Genomic DNA, 16107 nt, shown 5'->3' with positions numbered 1-16107 from the left:
CGAGACCTCGGGGTTCACGTTGCTGTAGAACCCGTATTCGCGCGGGTTGGCCATGTTCCAGCTGCAGGGGGGTTCCTTGTCGGTCAGGGTGATGCGGACGATCGACTTGATCGACTTGAAACCGTATTTCCACGGCACCACCAGCCGCAGCGGCGCGCCGTTCTGATTGGGCAGCGGCTTGCCGAATATGCCGGTGGCCATGATCGTCAGCGGGTGCATAGCCTCATCCAAGCGCAGCCCTTCGCGGTAGGGCCAGTCCAGCACCCTGTAGGCGGTGCCGGGCATTTCCGACGGGCGGTAGAGCGTTTCGAAGGCGACGTATTTTGCCCCCGCCTGCACGCCGGCAAGCGCCAGAAGATCAGCCAGCTCGAACCCCTGCCAGGGCACGACCATCGACCAGGCCTCGACACAGCGGAAACGGTAGATGCGCTCCTCCAATGTCATCTCGCCCAGGATCTGGTCCATCGAATAGCTGCCCGGCCGCTCCACCATGCCGCCGATTTCGACGCTCCAGGGTTTCGTGGTCATGCGACCCGCATGGGCGGCGGGATCCCCCTTGCCGGTGCCGAATTCGTAGAAGTTGCAGTAGCTGGTGACCTCCTCCCAGCTGTTGGGCTCCAGCGCACCCTCTGCCGCGGCGCGGCTGCCCAGCGCACCTGCCAACCCTGCGCCCGCCAGCCCGGCGATGATCTTGCGGCGGTTCCAGAAGGCCGCCTCCGGTGTGGTATCGGCATGGGTCAGATCATTGCTCCAGCGGCGCGCCATCGGTGTCTCCTGCGGTTCTGCGTTCCCCTCAGCTAACCCTCAACGCAGCGAATCCCAAAACATATCCTGTCACGACTGCGCGAGAGCGCTGTAACCTTTGCCCGCAGACCGGGGCCGTGACGGCGGAAAGCGGTAGTGTTGCCGTGGAATGTCGGGCAAAAATCAACAATGGGATAAGGGGGACCTCGCATGAAATACGTCATTACCGTCGCGCTGCTTGCGCTTGCTGCGCAGCCACTGGGCGCCCAGGAGATGCAGAGCTACGACACCACGCTCAGCTTCGAAGATGTGACCTTTGGCCTGGAGAACGCGATTGCCAACCGCGGGCTGCGGCTGGAGCATGTCAGCCATGTGGGCGACATGCTGGAGCGCACCCGCGGCGACGTCGGCTCTGATGTGGTGCTGTTTGAGAACGCCAAGGTGTTCTCCTTCTGCTCCGCACGGTTGTCGCGGCAGGTGATGGAGGCGAACCCGATGAACATCACCTATTGCCCCTATGACATCTTTGTCGCGCAGTTGCCGGACAGCGAGACCGTGACCATCGGCTTCCGCCCCTACCCACCCGGCGACATGCAGCCAATCCAGGATCTGCTGGACAGCCTGGTTCGGGAAGCGATCGAGGAATAATCTGAGCAGGGCTCCGCCAGATGGAAATTTCCCCCCTGCCCTTGCGACACACAACCGATATGGTGGCGGCAAAGATACGAACCGGCACGGGCTAACCTGAATGAAATCGCTACTGACTTCTCTGTTGCTACTGGCAGCCAGCTTGCTGAGCGCCTGCGCCAACGCACCGACCGCCAGCCGCGATGACGTCGCGGAGCTGTCTCAAGCGCTGCAATCGCTGGACCCGAGCGTCGATCCTGCAGAGGCACGTCGCGCAGCCGAGATCGCATACGAACATTCAGCAAGACTGGCAAAAGAATACAATGTCACGACCTCGCCAATCATCCACAACACTCTTGTGAATACGGGCGTCAAGGAACGCGGTATCTGCGTCCATTATGCCGAGGACATGCAGGCGCGGCTCAATCAGGAAAACTTCCGCACGCTGACCATGCTGCGCGCCATCGCCGAACCTCGCAATGAGTTCCGCATCGACCACAGCACCGCGGTGATTGCCCCCAAAGGGGCGGACATCTACGGCGGCATCGTGCTGGATCCATGGCGCTACGGCGGGCGACTGTTCTGGTCTCCCACAACCGAAGACACACGCTATGACTGGGAGCCGCGCATGGAGGTGTTGCGTCGCAAGTACGAACGTCGGGTTGCGCGGGGCGAAACCGGCATATGAGCCACAACTCCCAGCTGCTTCAGCGCCACTGCTGAGCCCGAGACGCCACCATGCGCCATATGCTCATCTGTTTCTGTATCGCCCTGGCCGCGTATCCGCTGACGGCCACCGCGGAAACATCGGCACCTGCGGACAACAGTTGGGCAAAGCAGAAATGCGAGCTGTACCGGCGCGCTGTGGACGACGCGCTGGGTTATATAGGGAGAGAGGGGATGCGCCCCGAGTTTCTGGCCCGCAACGAGGCTTTCATCGCGGGCGGTTGCGTCGGTCGGGGCAATGTCTGTCCCGAGAGAACACAGGAACAGGCATTCGCCAACCTGCTCACCCTGATGACCATGAACGAGGGCATGGCCAGCACCTTTGTGCCGTTCGGCTGCCGATCCTGAGGACCGACAGCCATGCCTGCCACCGACGGCGGGCACGCAACAGGCCCTGACTGGAAAGGCCCGCCATCTCTGGCGGGCCAAGTGTTTCAGATTTCAAAGACGATCAGTGGACGACCGCATTGTCAGGCTTTGGGCGGTCAGTTGTTCCCAGCCGGTCCCCGATGATCAGCCCATCGGTTCCGGCCGTGACCGGTACCGTGTCACCATCCTTGATCTCACCGCTCAGCAGGGCTTCGGCCAGCGGGTTCTGCAAGGCGCGCTGGATGACCCGCTTCAGCGGTCGAGCGCCAAACACCGGATCATAACCTTCGTCGGCGAGCCAGGTCTTTGCCCCCTCGTCCAGTTCAAGGGAGATCTTGCGCCCGGCCAGCCGCTTCAGCAGCCGTGCCAGCTGGATATCGACGATACCATCCATATCCTTACGGTTCAGCCGGTCAAAGATAATGGTCTCGTCCAGACGGTTCAGGAACTCGGGCCGGAAGTGCGCGCGGACCGCATCCATCACATCCCGGCGGGCATCCGAAGCATCAGCCCCCTCCGGCAACTGGCTCAGCGCCTGGGCGCCAAGGTTGGAGGTCAGGATGATGAGTGTCTGCTTGAAGTCAACCGTGCGCCCCTGACCATCTGTCAGCATACCGTCGTCCAGCACCTGCAGCAGCACGTTGAAGACATCCGGATGCGCCTTCTCCACTTCGTCGAACAGAACCACCTGGTAGGGACGACGCCGCACCGCTTCGGTCAGCACCCCACCTTCGTCGTAGCCGACGTAACCCGGCGGTGCACCGATCAGGCGCGCGACAGAGTGCTTCTCCATGAACTCTGACATGTCGATACGCACCATCGCGTGCTCATCATCGAACAAGAAGCCCGCCACGGCCTTGGTAAGCTCGGTCTTGCCGACCCCGGTCGGGCCGAGGAACAGGAAAGACCCCAGCGGGCGATTCTCGTCGTTCAGCCCGGCACGCGCCCGGCGCACGGCGTTGGCCACCGCGGTTACCGCAGCATTCTGGCCGATCACCCGGCGATGCAGCTCATCCTCCATCCGCAAGAGCTTGTCGCGCTCTCCCTCCAGCATCTTGGAGGTCGGAATACCGGTCCAGCGTTCCACCACGGCGGCAATCTGCTCGGGTCTCACGGCCTCTTCGACCATCAGCCCCTGTTCTTCCTTCTGCTCGGCATCCGCGAGCTGCTTTTCCAGCCCCGGAATGACGCCATAGGACAGCTCACCCGCCTTGGCGAGGTTGCCTTCACGCTTGGCAATGTCCAGTTCCGCGCGGGCCCGGTCCAACTGCTCTTTCAGATCGCGGGCAGAGGCCAGCTTGTCGCGTTCCGACTGCCACTGCGCGGTCATTTCGGCGGATTGCTCCTGCAGCTCGGCCAGTTCCTTTTGCAGCTTCTCCAGCCGATCACGAGAGGCGGCGTCTTCTTCCAGCTTCAGCGCCTCTTCCTCGATCTGCATCTGCAGGATCTGCCGGTCGAGCGCATCCAGCTCTTCAGGCTTGCTGTCCACCTGCATGCGCAGACGGCTCGCGGCCTCGTCCACCAGGTCGATCGCCTTGTCGGGCAGGAAACGGTCGGTGATGTAACGGTTCGACAGCGTAGCCGCCGCCACCAGCGCCGCATCGGCAATGCGCACGCCGTGGTGCAGCTCGTACTTCTCCTTGATTCCGCGCAGGATCGAGACGGTGTCCTCCACCGTAGGCTCCTGCACCATTACCGGCTGGAAGCGGCGGGCAAGAGCGGCGTCCTTCTCCACGTATTTGCGGTATTCATCCAGCGTGGTGGCGCCGATGCAGTGCAACTCACCGCGCGCCAGCGCCGGTTTGATGAGGTTCGCGGCATCCATCGCGCCATCGGCCTTGCCGGCACCGACCAGCGTGTGCATCTCGTCGATGAACAGGATGATCTCTCCCGCCGCTTCGGTCACCTCGGTCAAGACAGCCTTCAGGCGTTCTTCGAACTCGCCACGGTATTTCGCGCCAGCAATAAGCGCCCCCATGTCGAGAGCCAACAGCTGCTTGTCGCGCAGGGACTCCGGCACATCGCCATTGACGATGCGCAGCGCCATCCCCTCGGCAATCGCGGTCTTACCAACACCCGGCTCGCCGATCAGCACCGGGTTGTTCTTGGTCCGCCGACTCAGCACCTGCATCGAGCGGCGAATTTCCTCGTCACGACCGATGATCGGATCAATCTTGCCTTCCCGCGCAGCCTCGGTCAGATCGCGCGCGTATTTCTTGAGCGCATCATACCCTTCCTCGGCAGTGGCGGAGTCTGCGGTGCGCCCCTTGCGGATGTCGTTGATCGCTTCATTGAGTTTCTGCGCCGAGACATGACCAGCCTCCAACGCGTCCTTGGCCTTTGACTTCACCATGCAAAGCGCCATCAACAGACGCTCTACCGGCACGAAACTGTCACCGGCCTTCTCGGCAATCTTGGCGGCTTCATCCAGGACCTTGGCAGTCTGCCCATCCAGATAGATCTGCGCGGCATCGCCACTGACCTTGGGTTGTTTGGCCACAGCGGCATCGACCGCCTCGGCGACGCGCGCAGGCGCACCACCGGCACGGGAGATCAGGTTGCTGGCCAACCCCTGATCATCATCCATCAGTGCTTTCAGAATATGTTCCGGCACCAGTCGCTGGTGCCCTTCGCGCATGGCTATGGTCTGCGCGGCCTGCACGAAACCACGTGCACGCTCCGTGAACTTGTTCAAGTCCATCTTGCTCTCCTTTTTCAAGCGCCCAATGTGTCTGGCGGCGCCCGCCTTGCGGCACGCCCCGGTCCGGGCCTCAGGGTTCAATGTGGGAAGCATCTGGGACGCTTCAAGACCAATAAACCCCAAAAGGATGTGCAAATCCCTGACTTGGATCAACCTATCCGACGGAGGCAGCCATGCCACCCGCTCCGGACTTGCCCCACATCGCCCCCTTGCGTATGAAACGCCAGTTTCACGCAAAACCCGCCAGTCTCATGAGGATCCCCCGATGACCCAAGCCCCGCGCGCCGACGACCGCCTGATTGTTGCCATAGATGTCCCCAACGCGGTGGCAGGTCTGCAGCTGGCCGACCAGCTGGGCGATGCCGTGTCCTTCTACAAGATCGGCCTCGGCATGCTGACCGGCGGCGGCCTGGGGCTTGCCAATGAACTCAAGCAGGAACGTGGAAAGCGCATTTTCCTCGACATGAAGCTGTTTGATATCGGTGCCACGGTGGAAAATGCGGTGCGCGGGTTGGCACAATTCGATCTGGATTTCCTGACGGTGCATGGCGATCCCTATGTCGTCCGCGCCGCCCAGGAAGGGGCAGCAGGCAAAGACCTCAAAATCCTCGCCGTCACCATCCTGACCTCGCTCGACCGGCAGGACCTGGATACCGCCCTGATCAAGGAGGGCGCGGTTCAGGACCTGGTTCTGGAGCGTGCCGGAAATGCACTCGCCGCGGGCGCTGACGGTGTCATCGCCAGCCCTCAGGAAGCTGCCTTGATCCGCGCATTGCCCGAGGCGCAGGGCAAGCTGATCGTCACCCCCGGCGTCCGCCCGACGGGTGCGGCGCTCGGCGACCAAAAACGTGTCGCCACGCCGACCAACGCCATCGCGGACGGCGCCGACCACATCGTCGTGGGCCGCCCGATCTGGCAAGCTCAGGACCCCCGCGGCGCTGCCGAGGCCATCCTGACGGAGCTGAGTTCGATCTGAAGCCCCCCGGCCAGAACCCGCAAATGCGGGGCATACGGATGCCCCGCATCCGCAACACTGCGCGGCAGCGACCTCGGCGCGCGGGCTATCTGCCCAAAATTTAGGCGGAATAAAAAATCGATCTTAAATGCATCTTGCCCGCGTATCCCCCTCGGCGCGCGCTGCCTGACGTAAGGGCAAGGCGCTCATTTGCAAGATGAAACTGGGACAGCAAGGCACGGCTGCGCCAAATCGTCCTGTGCTGAAAATGGCACACCAATTTCGGCAGCCCGCCCCGGCACCTGTCGCTTTCTTTGCGAAACACCCGCGGGTGCGCGATTCTCGGGGTTGAGACACTCCCCAGACGGGCTGGACTTCCTGAGGCCCGTCACCTACCCCCGCCTCGCAGCGGGGGCTTTCTTTTCAGTTCGCCTTACGCGCCACCGGCCGCCAAGTAGCCTCTCAGCTGTTCGGCGAAATGCGGCACCGCCAGGGGATGGGCGCAATAGTTCTGCGGCGACATCAACGCCCAGCCCTGCCCCTCGTCGCCCAGACGCACCTCCTGCGCTAGAGCTGCCGGCTGGTGACTCGCAAACATCCAGACCCAGCCACGTGGTCGGAGGTATGCGCAGGACCAGCTCAAGGCAGACGCCGACAACCGCAGTCCCACTTCCTCAAAGGTCTCTCGCAGAGCGCAGGCCTCCGGACTCTCGCGTCCCTCTCGACCACCTCCCGGCAAATCCCAATGTCCCGGATAGGGAATGTCCGGCTTGTCATCACGCTGGATCACCAAAAGGTCGCTCCCAAGGAACAGTGCCAGTTTCGCCCCGGAAAATTCTGCTTTGGCAATCGCGTCTGTTGTCATGGTCTGTCACTTGGCCACGCGAGAGGTTAAAGACAACCCTTCCGCCAGCAGTTAGACTGGCCTCCGCCCTCGCCCCGGACAGAACCTGACGAGACATGCATGCCCTTTGCCGAGACTGCCTGAGCCAAATCGCGCCCGCTCGCCGCTGCCCCCAGTGCGGCAGCCCGCGCATTACGGCGCATCGCGAACTCTTCACGCTGTCCATTGCGCATATGGATTGCGACGCTTTCTATGCCAGCGTCGAAAAACGCGACAACCCGGAGCTGGCGGCGAAGCCTGTCATCATAGGCGGCGGCAAGCGCGGGGTGGTGTCCACCGCCTGTTACATTGCCCGCATTCGTGGCGTTCGTTCCGCCATGCCGATGTATCAGGCCTTGAAACTTTGCCCCGAAGCCGTGGTGGTGAAGCCACGCATGGAGGTCTACGTCGAGGTCAGCCGCGAGATCCGCAAGATGATGAACGAGCTGACACCGGACATCGAGCCGCTGTCATTGGACGAGGCTTTCATGGATCTCTCCGGCACCGAAAAACTGCATGGTGCTCCGCCCGCGGTGATGCTTGCGCGGCTGGTCAAGCGGATGAAGGATGAAATCGGCGTCACCGGTTCGATCGGTCTGAGCCACAACAAGTTCCTGGCCAAAGTAGCATCCGATCTCGACAAGCCACGCGGTTTCTCCGTGATCGGCGAGGCGGAAACCGCGGACTTCCTGCGCGAAAAACCTGTCCGCCTGATCTGGGGAATTGGCCCTGCTGCCCAGGCCAGCCTGGAAAAGGCGGGGATTCGCACGTTTAGCGACCTGCTTCGCTGGGACCGAAACGCGCTGAACAGCCGCTTTGGCTCCATGGGCGACCGGCTGTGGCACCTGGCCCGCGGCGAGGACCGGCGACGGGTCTCCGCCCATGCACCGATCAAATCGATTTCCAAGGAAACGACCTTTTTTGAGGACACCGCCAATATAGAGGTGCTCGACGGCCACCTCTGGCGATTGGCGGAACAAGTCGCGGACCGGGCCAAAGCCCGAGAGAAGGCTGGCCGGGTCGTGACGCTGAAGCTCAAGCGGGCCAATCATTCCGCCCTGACCCGGCGGTTGACCTTGCAGGCCCCCACTCAGATGGCTGACCGCATCTACCGAACGGCCCGCACCCTGCTGGACCAGGTCGGCGACGAGGGTCCCTATCGGCTGTTGGGCTGCGGGATTTCCGATCTGGTTCCCGAATCGCAGGCAGAAGACGGGGGAGATCTGCTCGACCCACGCGCCTCCCAACGCGCTGAGGCCGAACGGGCAACCGACGCGATCCGCAAGCGATTTGGCCATGCCGCGATTCTGAAAGGACGGGCCTTACGCTGACGTCTTGATAGACCCGCCCGTGCCGCGTCTCGTCTCCGGGTTACTCGGCCGCCAGTGGCATTTCCTCGCTCCCGATCGTTGCGATCTCCGCGATGACACCGCGCAGCAGGCGCTGGAACGATTCGAAATTGGGGTTGGGGCAGATATTTGCCTCATCCATATACAGTGCCCGGTCGATCTCGATCTGCACGGCGTGCTGGCGCCGCGAGGGGCGCCCATAGGTCTGGGTAATGTAGGCGCCCGCGAACGGCGCGTTGCGGGCAACCTTCAACCCGGCCGAAACGAAGGCCGCTTCAATGCGATCCACCACATCCGAATCTGCCGCCGCCCCAAAGCGATCCCCCAGAACGATCTCCGGTCGTCCACCCGACGGTGGAATCATCGAGTCGACCGCCTCATGCGGCATGGAGTGGCAGTCCACAAGAATCGCCTGCCCGAATGTCCTGTGGGCCTGTTCCAGCATCGCCTTGAGAGTCCGGTGATAGGGATGCCAGCACTCCGCGATACGGCGATCAGCCTCGGCCCTCGGCAATTTCCCCCGGTAAATCGCGCGGCCATTGGCCACGACGCGCGGAATCACCCCCAGCCCAGAGGCCACCCGCGGATTCTGACCTCGTTTTTGCACACCTTCGATCAACGCCGGGTCCAATTCTTCCGGCGAGCGGTTCAGATCCAGGTAGGCACGCGGCTTCGAAGCGCACAACAAGGGCGCGCCATAATCCGGCGCCGCTGCGAATAGTTGATCAACAAAGGCATCCTCGGAGCTGCGGATCGCCTTACGCCCCAGAATCGTCTGCGCCATGAAGGATTCAGAGTAATCTGTGCCACTATGCGGGGAGGCAAAGACCACGGCCGAGACCTGTTTCGCGGGCAAAATCACGGAAAACGCTGTATCTGGCATCCTTGCTCCGGTGCTTCTTCTGCAAGAAACAGCATATCGCGGAAATTTCTGGGGTCAAAAGCTCTTGCACCCCGCTGCGACTCTATTTATAGACCCCCTCACCGGCGCGGCACCCCGCGCTCCTTTGACTTCCAAGGGGCACGGACGGCGCGCAGGCTAGGTGGGCGATTAGCTCAGCGGTAGAGCACTTCGTTGACATCGAAGGGGTCACAAGTTCGATCCTTGTATCGCCCACCACCCCATTCACTGCCCCGGCTTCGGCCTCGGCACCCGCTAACCCAGGCGCTGGTTCGCGCCGCAGACAAGGAGAGAGGCCATGAAGGTCAAGAACTCGCTCCGCTCGCTGAAGAACCGGCACCGCGATTGCCGGGTCGTGCGCCGCAAAGGCCGCGTTTACGTGATCAACAAGACCCAGCGCAAGTTCAAAGCGCGCCAGGGCTGAGATCCGCAAAAGCGACATGCAGAAAACCGCATCATCCGATGCGGTTTTTTTGCTTTTGGGACGTCCGGTTTTCTCTCTTCACCGTTGATTGCCCCCAATTACCCCAATCGATTCGTCTCATTTGCACAGCGGCGCCCTGGCGATGGCACCGATGCGGAACCACGCGTCGGCGGCAACATCAAAGTATCCGATTTTTTCTGTCAGAAATCCTTTGCATCCGCCGGAAATTGCTTTAAGCGACTATTTCAGTCGGAAAATGAACCGCCAAGAAATATGGGACATGACATGCTGAAGACCACCACCATTCTGGCAGGCGCCCTTGCCGCCACGATCGCTACCTCCGCCTATGCCGAAGGTGAGCTGAACATCTACTCGTCGCGCCACTACGACACCGACGAAGCACTTTATACCGACTTTGAGGAAGCCACCGGCATCACCATCAACCGCATCGAGGGCAAGGCCGACGAGCTGATCGCCCGCATGTCCGCCGAAGGTGAAAACTCCCCGGCCGATGTCCTGCTGACCGTGGACACCTCGCGTCTGAGCCGTGCCAAGGAAGCTGGCCTGCTGCAGGAAGTCGACAGCGACGTTCTCGAGGCACGTATCCCCGCCTACCTGCAGGATGAGGACAACCAGTGGTTTGGCTTCAGCCAGCGCTCCCGCATCATTTTCTACGACAAGGACGCCGTCGCCAACCCGCCGCGCACCTACCTGGACCTCGCTGACCCCGCCTACAAAGGCATGGTCTGCATTCGCTCCTCGACCAACACCTACAACCAGACCCTGCTGGCCTCGATCGTGACGCATCACGGGGCGGAAAAGGCCAAGGAATGGGCTGAAGGCGTTGTTGCCAACATGGCCCGCGAACCGCAAGGCGGCGACACCGACCAGCTCCGCGGCATCGTTTCCGGCGAGTGCGAGATTGCCGTTGGCAACAGCTACTATTTCGCCCGCTCGATCCGCAAGGACGTGAAAGGCCTGTCTGAAAACCGCGATCAGATCGGTTGGGTCTTCCCGGCGCAGAACGAAGAAGGCGCCCACATGAACCTGTCTGGCGGTGGCGTGGCGGCGCATGCCCCGAACCGCGACAACGCCGTGAAGTTCCTGGAGTACCTGGCAAGCGATTCCGCGCAGAAGTACTTCTCGGCCGGCAATGACGAATACCCGGCTGTTCCGGGCGTCGGCCTTGCCCCCTCGATCGCGGCCCTGGGTCACTTCAAACCGGACGACGTGAACCTGTCCGAAGTGGCCAAGAACCTGCCGGAAGCCCAGAAGATCTTCGACGCCGTCGGCTGGAAGTAATTTTCCGAACAGGACCTGGAAAGGCGCGGCATCGTCCGCGCCTTTTTCTGTTTCGGCTATCCACCGTCTTGCAGCCCCAGCTGCCGCGAACCGTTTCCGCAGGCGGCCGAATTGTTTCCAGTGCAAGAACAACTAGACCCAGCTGCACAAGGTACCTATACGTTCCCAAAAAATTTGATTTAGGGGAGTGACCGCATGCAGTGTTGCGCATGTCGTGCCACGCGGTGGTCGTGGCTATGAAACGTATTCCAGTAACCATTGTCAGCGGCTACTTGGGGGCCGGGAAAACCACGCTCGTGAACCGCCTCCTTGCCGAGGACCACGGGCTGAAGCTCACCATCATCGTCAATGACTTCGGCGCGATCAATATTGATGAATCGCTGATCCAGAACAAAGACGGCGGCACCCTCGCGCTGAGCAATGGCTGCGTCTGCTGCTCCATGGACGGCGAGCTTACAAATGCCCTGCAGCAGGTCGTTGAACAGGCGCAACGCCCGGATCACCTGCTGATCGAGGCCAGCGGCATCGCAGATCCGGTCTCCATTGCTAACACGGTCCTGAACCAAGGGGCTCTCAGCTATGGCGGCATCGTCACCTTGGTCGATGCGCAGAACATCGATGCCCTGCTGGATGATCCCGTGGTTGCCCCTCAGGCCAAACAGCAAATCCGGGCTGCCGACCTTGTGATTGCCACCAAGTGCGACGCGATCAGCTCGGAACTTGGCACGCTCTTGGAAGAGGTCGGTGCCCGCACCCCCACGGTGATGGACGGTCGCCCGGTGGCCGAGTTGCTGTTCGACATCTTGCCCTTGCCCAAGGGCCGCAGCGTATCGCCCCACCCGGCCTATACCACGTGGCACCACCGCAGCTCCGAAGTAATCGACCGCCGCCGCCTGGGCGACAAGCTGGCGCAGCGGCCTGCCGGGCTCTACCGGATGAAGGGCTTTGTGATGACCAATGGCGGCGCCTATGAACTGCACGTCGTGGGCCGCCATGTCGAAGCCAAGCGTTGCGACGCCGAGGAAACCCTGCTGGTTGCTCTGGGTCCGGCCGATAGGGTCAGCCGCGACGACATCGAAGCCTGGTGGGCGGCCTGACCTTGATGCGGACAACCGGGCAACTTGTGTTCAAACAAGCGGCCCGCGTTCCCCGTCGCACCTAGCCGCGACGCCCGACCTGTCGGCAGATCAGGATCACCGGCAGCAATCCCACGGCCATAATCACCAGCGAAGGCACTGCCGCGCCTTCGAGCCGTTCATCCGCGGCCAGCCGGTGCGCTTGCACGGCCAAGGTGTCAAAATTGAAGGGGCGCATGATCAGCGTGGCCGGCAGCTCTTTCATCACATCGACGAAAACGATCAGCAGCGCGGTCAGCAGACTGGGGGTCAGCAACGGCAAATGCACCCGACGGAGCATCCCAAGCGGCCCCTGCCCCAGCGAGCGCGCCGCTGCATCCACATTGGCATGCATGCTGGCCTGCCCGCCCTCATAGGCCCCCAGAGCCGCAGCCATGAAGCGCACCCCATAGGCCGCGACCAGCAACCAAATCGAGCCGGTCACCAGCAGACCGGTGCGGATCCCGAAGGTCTCACGCATCCAGGCATCCAGAGCATTGTCGAAGGCGGCAAAGGGCACGATCAACCCGACGGCGATAACACCGCCCGGCACCGCGTATCCCAAGCGTGCCAGGTAGGCCGCCAGCGCCGAACCCCGCCCCGGTCGCAGGCGCTGATAGAAGCCCAGGCAGACCGCGGCCGCAACCGTCAATACCGCCGCCGCAGTCGCCAGCGTCACCGAATTGGTGGTGAAGGCGATGTAGCGACGGCTAAGCAGGTTCTGCTCCGATTCTAGGCTCATCAAGGCCAGGATGATCACCGGAAGCACGAAGCCCAGCACCACCGGAACCGAACACAGGAACATCGCCAGAGCGGCCTTCGCTTTGCCGAGCCGAGCAGGTGGCATCGGGTTGTGGTGCTTGCCCGCATGGTGATAGCGGGCGCGCCCGCGCGTCGCCCGTTCGATAACTGCCAAGGTCAGCGCAAAGCTCAGAAGGCACAAGGCCAGCTGCGCGGCCCCGCCGCGATCCGCCAGAGAAAACCAGCTGGTGTAGATGCCTGTCGCGAAGGTCTGCACACCGAAATAGGACACCGTGCCGAAGTCCGCGATTGTCTCCATCACCGCCAGCAAGACACCTGAGGCAATGGCCGGTCGCGCCATCGGAAGGCTGACCCGCCAAAAGGCGGCCCAAGCGCTCTTGCCCAATGCCCGCGCGGCCAGAAAGGCCCCGGCGCTCTGCTGCAGGAAGGCGGCCCGCGCCAACAGGTAGACGTAAGGATAGAGCACAAGCACAAGCATCAGTGCCGCGCCGCCGGTCGAGCGGACCTCGGGAAACCAGTAGTCGCGAGGCCCCCAACCGGTCACCTCCCGCAACGTGGCCTGCACAATGCCCGGATGGTCAAGCACGTGGGTATAGGCATAGGCCAGCACATAGGCCGGGAAAGCCAGCGGCAGAACCAGGGCAATCTCCAGGAACCGCACGCCCGGGAACCGGGTCATCGTCACCAGCCAGGCTGCCCCGGTACCAACGGCCAAGGTCCCGATCGCCACCAGTGCGACCAGAAGGAGCGTGGTCAGGGTGTATCCCGGAAGCACTGTCGCCGCGAGATGGCGGATCGTGTCGGTGCCGCCAAAAGCGGCCGCCAAGGCCACCGCCAGCATCGGAAGTACGCAGGACAATGCCACGCCCCACGCCAAGATGCCGAAAACCCCGCCGCCACTGCGGCCTGCGCGGCGGCGCCCATTGGGCGAATATTCAACGGTGTCGTCAGCTGCTGTCATGAATCCGGCTCGGGTTGCGCCCTGCCGTAATACGACTAAAGCTGTCGGAAATTCCAGCGCGAAAGCGCCGGATCACGCCGCCTGCGGCAATGCTGGATGCGCCAGAGCAAAAGGGGCGCCTCTCGGACGCCCCTCTACCAATACGGTCAGTCCCGCCTCGGCAGCATTCAGTCGTAGCTGCGCTGATCCTCGATCACCAGACCATCCTTTGGCAATGTCCCCGGTTCCAGCACCTCAACGCGGCCTTTCAACTTCAGCAGCTCAACAACCGAGCGGGCAAAGTCAGCTTCGTCGCCCCCCTTGGCCTCGATCCGGACCGTCATCACGTCCATTTCGCCGTCGCGGCTGGCAACGACCCGCGCCTTGACGATTTCATCATGCTTGTCGACCAGAGCCGCAACCTGCTCCGGACGCACGAACATCCCCTTGATCTTGGTGGTCTGGTCCGCGCGTCCCATCCAGCCCTTGATCCGCAGGTTGGTGCGACCGCAGGGGGACTGCCCCGGCAACACCGCCGACAGATCCCCGGTGGCAAAACGGATTAGCGGATAGTCCGGGTTGAGCGTGGTCACCAGCACCTCGCCCACCTCGCCCGGTGCAACCGGTGTACCGGTTCCCGGGGTGACGATCTCGACGATCACATGTTCGTCGGTGATCAACCCCTCCATCGCCGGGCTTTCATAGGCGATATTGCCCAGATCGGCCGTGGCATAGCATTGCAGGCAGCTGATCCCCCGGTCGGCATATTCCTGGCGCAGGCTCGGAAACAGCGCACCGCCGCCGACGGCCGCTTTGGAAAACGATAGCTCGATCCCCATGGCATCCGCGCGATCCAGGATCACCTTCAGATAATCCGGTGTGCCTGCATAGGCGGTTGCGCCAACGTCACGCGCCGCTGTGACCTGCAACTCGGTCTGGCCCGTGCCGGCAGGCAGCACTGCCGCCCCCACGGCCCGCGCCCCGTTCTCGAAGATCATCCCTGCCGGCGTCAGATGGTAGCCAAAGCAGTTCTGCACCACATCGCCGGGGCCAATACCGGCAGCGTTCAGGAACCGGCCCATGCGCCACCAGTCGTGGTCGACGCCGCCCGGTTCATAGATCGGTCCCGGGCTTTGGAAGATATGCGCGAACCCCTGCGCGGGCTTGACCGTGAAACCGCCAAAGGGAGGATTGGCGGCCTGCGCGCGGCTCAGCTCAGATTTGCGCAATACCGGCAGGGCAGCCAGATCGGCGACCGAGGTCACCTGTTCGGGATCAACATCGTCCAGCATCCCGGCATAGCCCGGCGCCTGTTTGGCACGAGCCAGCTGCTGCGGCAGGGTCCGGGCCAGATCCGCGGCCCGTTCGTCACTGCTGCGGGTTTCAAGCGTGTCAAAATAGCTCATAACATCACGCTCCTGCATCAGCTCAACCACCTCTTGCGACGGCGATACGAGCGGACGTCGCGGAAGCTTTTGCGCCCCTCGTCCGACATGCCAAGGTAGAATTCCTTCACGTCCGGGTTCTCACGCAGCTCTGCCGCGGGCCCGTCCATCACTACGCGTCCCGACTCCAGAATGTAACCGTAGTGGGCATAACGCAGGGCGACATTGGTGTTCTGTTCGGCCAGAAGGAAAGTCACCCCCTCCTGCTCGTTGATCGACTTCACGATCTCGAAGATCTGTTCCACCAGCTGCGGCGCCAGCCCCATCGAGGGTTCGTCGAGCAGAATGGTTTCCGGTCGCGACATCAGCGCACGGCCCATTGCGACCATCTGCTGCTCGCCGCCCGACGTATAACCGGCCTGGCTCTTGCGCCGCTCCTTCAGCCGCGGGAAGTAATGATAGACCATTTCCAGGTCTTTCTGGATGTCGGCATTGCTGTCACCGCGGGTGTAGGCACCGGTCAGCAGGTTTTCCTCGACAGTCAGGTGCTCAAAACAGTGGCGCCCTTCCATCACCTGGATCACGCCCTTCTTCACCAGTTCCGCCGGGTCGCGCTCATGCACGTTCTGGCCACGGTACTTGATCGAACCCTTGGTCACCTCGCCACGTTCCGAATGCAGCAAGTTCGAGATTGCCTTCAGCGTGGTGGTCTTTCCCGCCCCGTTGCCCCCCAACAGCGCGGTGATCCCGCCCTTGGGCACATTCAGGCTGACGCCCTTCAGAACGAGGATCACGTGATTGTAGATGACCTCGATATTGTTGACCTCCAGCAGGGTCTCGGCCTGCACGTCGGAAGTGCCTGCGGGGGTGTTGGCTGCATCCAGCATCAATGCTTGTCCTCATGCGGTCGGGTCAGGCGCGGTT

At 62.4% G+C, this 16107-nt stretch carries 15 protein-coding genes and 1 tRNA gene (1 of these 16 cut by a window edge); 9 read left to right on the top strand and 7 right to left on the bottom strand.

What is annotated here, in order from left to right; all coding sequences use genetic code 11:
• A protein-coding gene (msrP, locus tag ACZ52D_RS08870) for a protein-methionine-sulfoxide reductase catalytic subunit MsrP (RefSeq protein ID WP_464441082.1) crosses the window boundary here: on the bottom strand, nucleotides 1–765 show its 5' portion. 141 nt of this gene lie to the left of the window's left edge; only the first 765 of its 906 coding nucleotides appear in the window; its start codon is at nucleotides 763–765; its stop codon lies off the left edge, out of view.
• A gap of 189 nt (nucleotides 766–954) precedes the next feature.
• Between msrP and ACZ52D_RS08865 the strand changes: the two genes are divergently transcribed.
• The 3 genes from ACZ52D_RS08865 to ACZ52D_RS08855 all read left to right on the top strand — a co-directional run bounded on the left by ACZ52D_RS08865 (nucleotide 955) and on the right by ACZ52D_RS08855 (nucleotide 2445).
• On the top strand, nucleotides 955–1392 hold the full coding sequence (locus ACZ52D_RS08865) for a DUF302 domain-containing protein (protein WP_464441081.1): 438 nt from the start codon (nucleotides 955–957) through the stop codon (nucleotides 1390–1392).
• A 100-nt stretch (nucleotides 1393–1492) separates the two neighbouring features.
• Nucleotides 1493–2059 carry a hypothetical protein gene (locus tag ACZ52D_RS08860; RefSeq protein WP_222454198.1) on the top strand — a complete coding sequence of 189 codons (567 nt, stop codon included), beginning with the start codon at nucleotides 1493–1495 and terminating at the stop codon, nucleotides 2057–2059.
• 50 nt (nucleotides 2060–2109) lie between these two features.
• Entirely contained in the window at nucleotides 2110–2445 is a 336-nt protein-coding gene (locus ACZ52D_RS08855; protein ID WP_464441080.1) for a hypothetical protein, read from the top strand.
• Between the two features lie 103 nt (nucleotides 2446–2548).
• On the opposite strand, the gene clpB is transcribed toward ACZ52D_RS08855, so the two are convergent.
• Nucleotides 2549–5167, bottom strand: a complete 2619-nt coding sequence (gene clpB, locus ACZ52D_RS08850) for an ATP-dependent chaperone ClpB (RefSeq protein ID WP_369929493.1) — start codon at nucleotides 5165–5167, stop codon at nucleotides 2549–2551.
• Nucleotides 5168–5432: 265 nt separating this feature from the next.
• Here clpB and pyrF point away from each other — a divergent pair, with 265 nt between their 5' ends.
• On the top strand, nucleotides 5433–6143 hold the full coding sequence (gene pyrF / locus ACZ52D_RS08845) for an orotidine-5'-phosphate decarboxylase (RefSeq protein ID WP_464441079.1): 711 nt from the start codon (nucleotides 5433–5435) through the stop codon (nucleotides 6141–6143).
• Between the two features lie 412 nt (nucleotides 6144–6555).
• Here the strand turns inward: pyrF and ACZ52D_RS08840 are convergent, their stop codons facing one another.
• Entirely contained in the window at nucleotides 6556–6987 is a 432-nt protein-coding gene (locus tag ACZ52D_RS08840) for an NUDIX hydrolase (RefSeq protein ID WP_464441078.1), read from the bottom strand.
• A gap of 95 nt (nucleotides 6988–7082) precedes the next feature.
• On the opposite strand from ACZ52D_RS08840, the gene ACZ52D_RS08835 reads away from it, so the two are divergent.
• Complete coding sequence (locus ACZ52D_RS08835) at nucleotides 7083–8336, top strand: DNA polymerase IV (RefSeq protein ID WP_222454203.1); 1254 nt, start codon at nucleotides 7083–7085, stop codon at nucleotides 8334–8336.
• 40 nt (nucleotides 8337–8376) lie between these two features.
• Here the strand turns inward: ACZ52D_RS08835 and ACZ52D_RS08830 are convergent, their stop codons facing one another.
• A complete protein-coding gene (locus ACZ52D_RS08830) occupies nucleotides 8377–9237 on the bottom strand; it encodes an N-formylglutamate amidohydrolase (protein WP_464441077.1) in 861 nt (286 codons plus the stop codon).
• Between the two features lie 162 nt (nucleotides 9238–9399).
• Here ACZ52D_RS08830 and ACZ52D_RS08825 point away from each other — a divergent pair.
• From ACZ52D_RS08825 to ACZ52D_RS08810, 4 genes are all read left to right on the top strand, one after another.
• Nucleotides 9400–9474, top strand: a tRNA-Val gene (locus ACZ52D_RS08825).
• Nucleotides 9475–9553: 79 nt separating this feature from the next.
• Nucleotides 9554–9679: a type B 50S ribosomal protein L36 gene (gene ykgO / locus ACZ52D_RS08820; protein ID WP_005648635.1), complete on the top strand. Its 126-nt coding sequence runs from the start codon at nucleotides 9554–9556 to the stop codon at nucleotides 9677–9679.
• Nucleotides 9680–9964: 285 nt separating this feature from the next.
• Nucleotides 9965–10981 (top strand): Fe(3+) ABC transporter substrate-binding protein, encoded by a 1017-nt coding sequence (locus ACZ52D_RS08815; protein WP_222454205.1) that lies wholly within the window; start codon nucleotides 9965–9967, stop codon nucleotides 10979–10981.
• Between the two features lie 236 nt (nucleotides 10982–11217).
• A complete protein-coding gene (locus tag ACZ52D_RS08810; RefSeq protein ID WP_464441076.1) occupies nucleotides 11218–12078 on the top strand; it encodes a CobW family GTP-binding protein in 861 nt (286 codons plus the stop codon).
• 61 nt (nucleotides 12079–12139) lie between these two features.
• Here the strand turns inward: ACZ52D_RS08810 and ACZ52D_RS08805 are convergent, their stop codons facing one another.
• The 3 genes from ACZ52D_RS08805 to ACZ52D_RS08795 all read right to left on the bottom strand — a co-directional run bounded on the left by ACZ52D_RS08805 (nucleotide 12140) and on the right by ACZ52D_RS08795 (nucleotide 16070).
• Nucleotides 12140–13819: an ABC transporter permease gene (locus ACZ52D_RS08805; RefSeq protein WP_464441075.1), complete on the bottom strand. Its 1680-nt coding sequence runs from the start codon at nucleotides 13817–13819 to the stop codon at nucleotides 12140–12142.
• A 167-nt stretch (nucleotides 13820–13986) separates the two neighbouring features.
• The gene (locus ACZ52D_RS08800; protein WP_464441074.1) at nucleotides 13987–15204 is read right to left on the bottom strand and encodes a phenylacetate--CoA ligase family protein; all 1218 of its coding nucleotides are present in this window, start codon (nucleotides 15202–15204) and stop codon (nucleotides 13987–13989) included.
• A gap of 17 nt (nucleotides 15205–15221) precedes the next feature.
• Nucleotides 15222–16070 (bottom strand): ABC transporter ATP-binding protein, encoded by an 849-nt coding sequence (locus ACZ52D_RS08795; RefSeq protein ID WP_222454209.1) that lies wholly within the window; start codon nucleotides 16068–16070, stop codon nucleotides 15222–15224.
• Nucleotides 16071–16107 lie beyond the last annotated feature (37 nt).

It is taken from the genome of Leisingera sp. S2M4 (genome assembly GCF_055398055.1).
This window is presented reverse-complemented; position numbering and strand designations above follow the sequence as displayed.

Bases quoted from the DNA above. Each gene is read 5' to 3' on its own strand.
- ACZ52D_RS08855 (WP_464441080.1), top strand. From the start codon at position 2,110: ATGCGCCATATGCTCATCTGTTTCTGTATCGCCCTGGCCGCGTATCCG.
- ACZ52D_RS08830 (WP_464441077.1), bottom strand. From the start codon at position 9,237: ATGCCAGATACAGCGTTTTCCGTGATTTTGCCCGCGAAACAGGTCTCG.
- ACZ52D_RS08810 (WP_464441076.1), top strand. From the start codon at position 11,218: ATGAAACGTATTCCAGTAACCATTGTCAGCGGCTACTTGGGGGCCGGG.
- ACZ52D_RS08865 (WP_464441081.1), top strand. From the start codon at position 955: ATGAAATACGTCATTACCGTCGCGCTGCTTGCGCTTGCTGCGCAGCCA.
- ykgO (WP_005648635.1), top strand. From the start codon at position 9,554: ATGAAGGTCAAGAACTCGCTCCGCTCGCTGAAGAACCGGCACCGCGAT.
- ACZ52D_RS08840 (WP_464441078.1), bottom strand. From the start codon at position 6,987: ATGACAACAGACGCGATTGCCAAAGCAGAATTTTCCGGGGCGAAACTG.
- ACZ52D_RS08805 (WP_464441075.1), bottom strand. From the start codon at position 13,819: ATGACAGCAGCTGACGACACCGTTGAATATTCGCCCAATGGGCGCCGC.
- ACZ52D_RS08815 (WP_222454205.1), top strand. From the start codon at position 9,965: ATGCTGAAGACCACCACCATTCTGGCAGGCGCCCTTGCCGCCACGATC.
- ACZ52D_RS08860 (WP_222454198.1), top strand. From the start codon at position 1,493: ATGAAATCGCTACTGACTTCTCTGTTGCTACTGGCAGCCAGCTTGCTG.
- ACZ52D_RS08800 (WP_464441074.1), bottom strand. From the start codon at position 15,204: ATGAGCTATTTTGACACGCTTGAAACCCGCAGCAGTGACGAACGGGCC.
- ACZ52D_RS08835 (WP_222454203.1), top strand. From the start codon at position 7,083: ATGCATGCCCTTTGCCGAGACTGCCTGAGCCAAATCGCGCCCGCTCGC.
- ACZ52D_RS08795 (WP_222454209.1), bottom strand. From the start codon at position 16,070: ATGCTGGATGCAGCCAACACCCCCGCAGGCACTTCCGACGTGCAGGCC.
- clpB (WP_369929493.1), bottom strand. From the start codon at position 5,167: ATGGACTTGAACAAGTTCACGGAGCGTGCACGTGGTTTCGTGCAGGCC.
- pyrF (WP_464441079.1), top strand. From the start codon at position 5,433: ATGACCCAAGCCCCGCGCGCCGACGACCGCCTGATTGTTGCCATAGAT.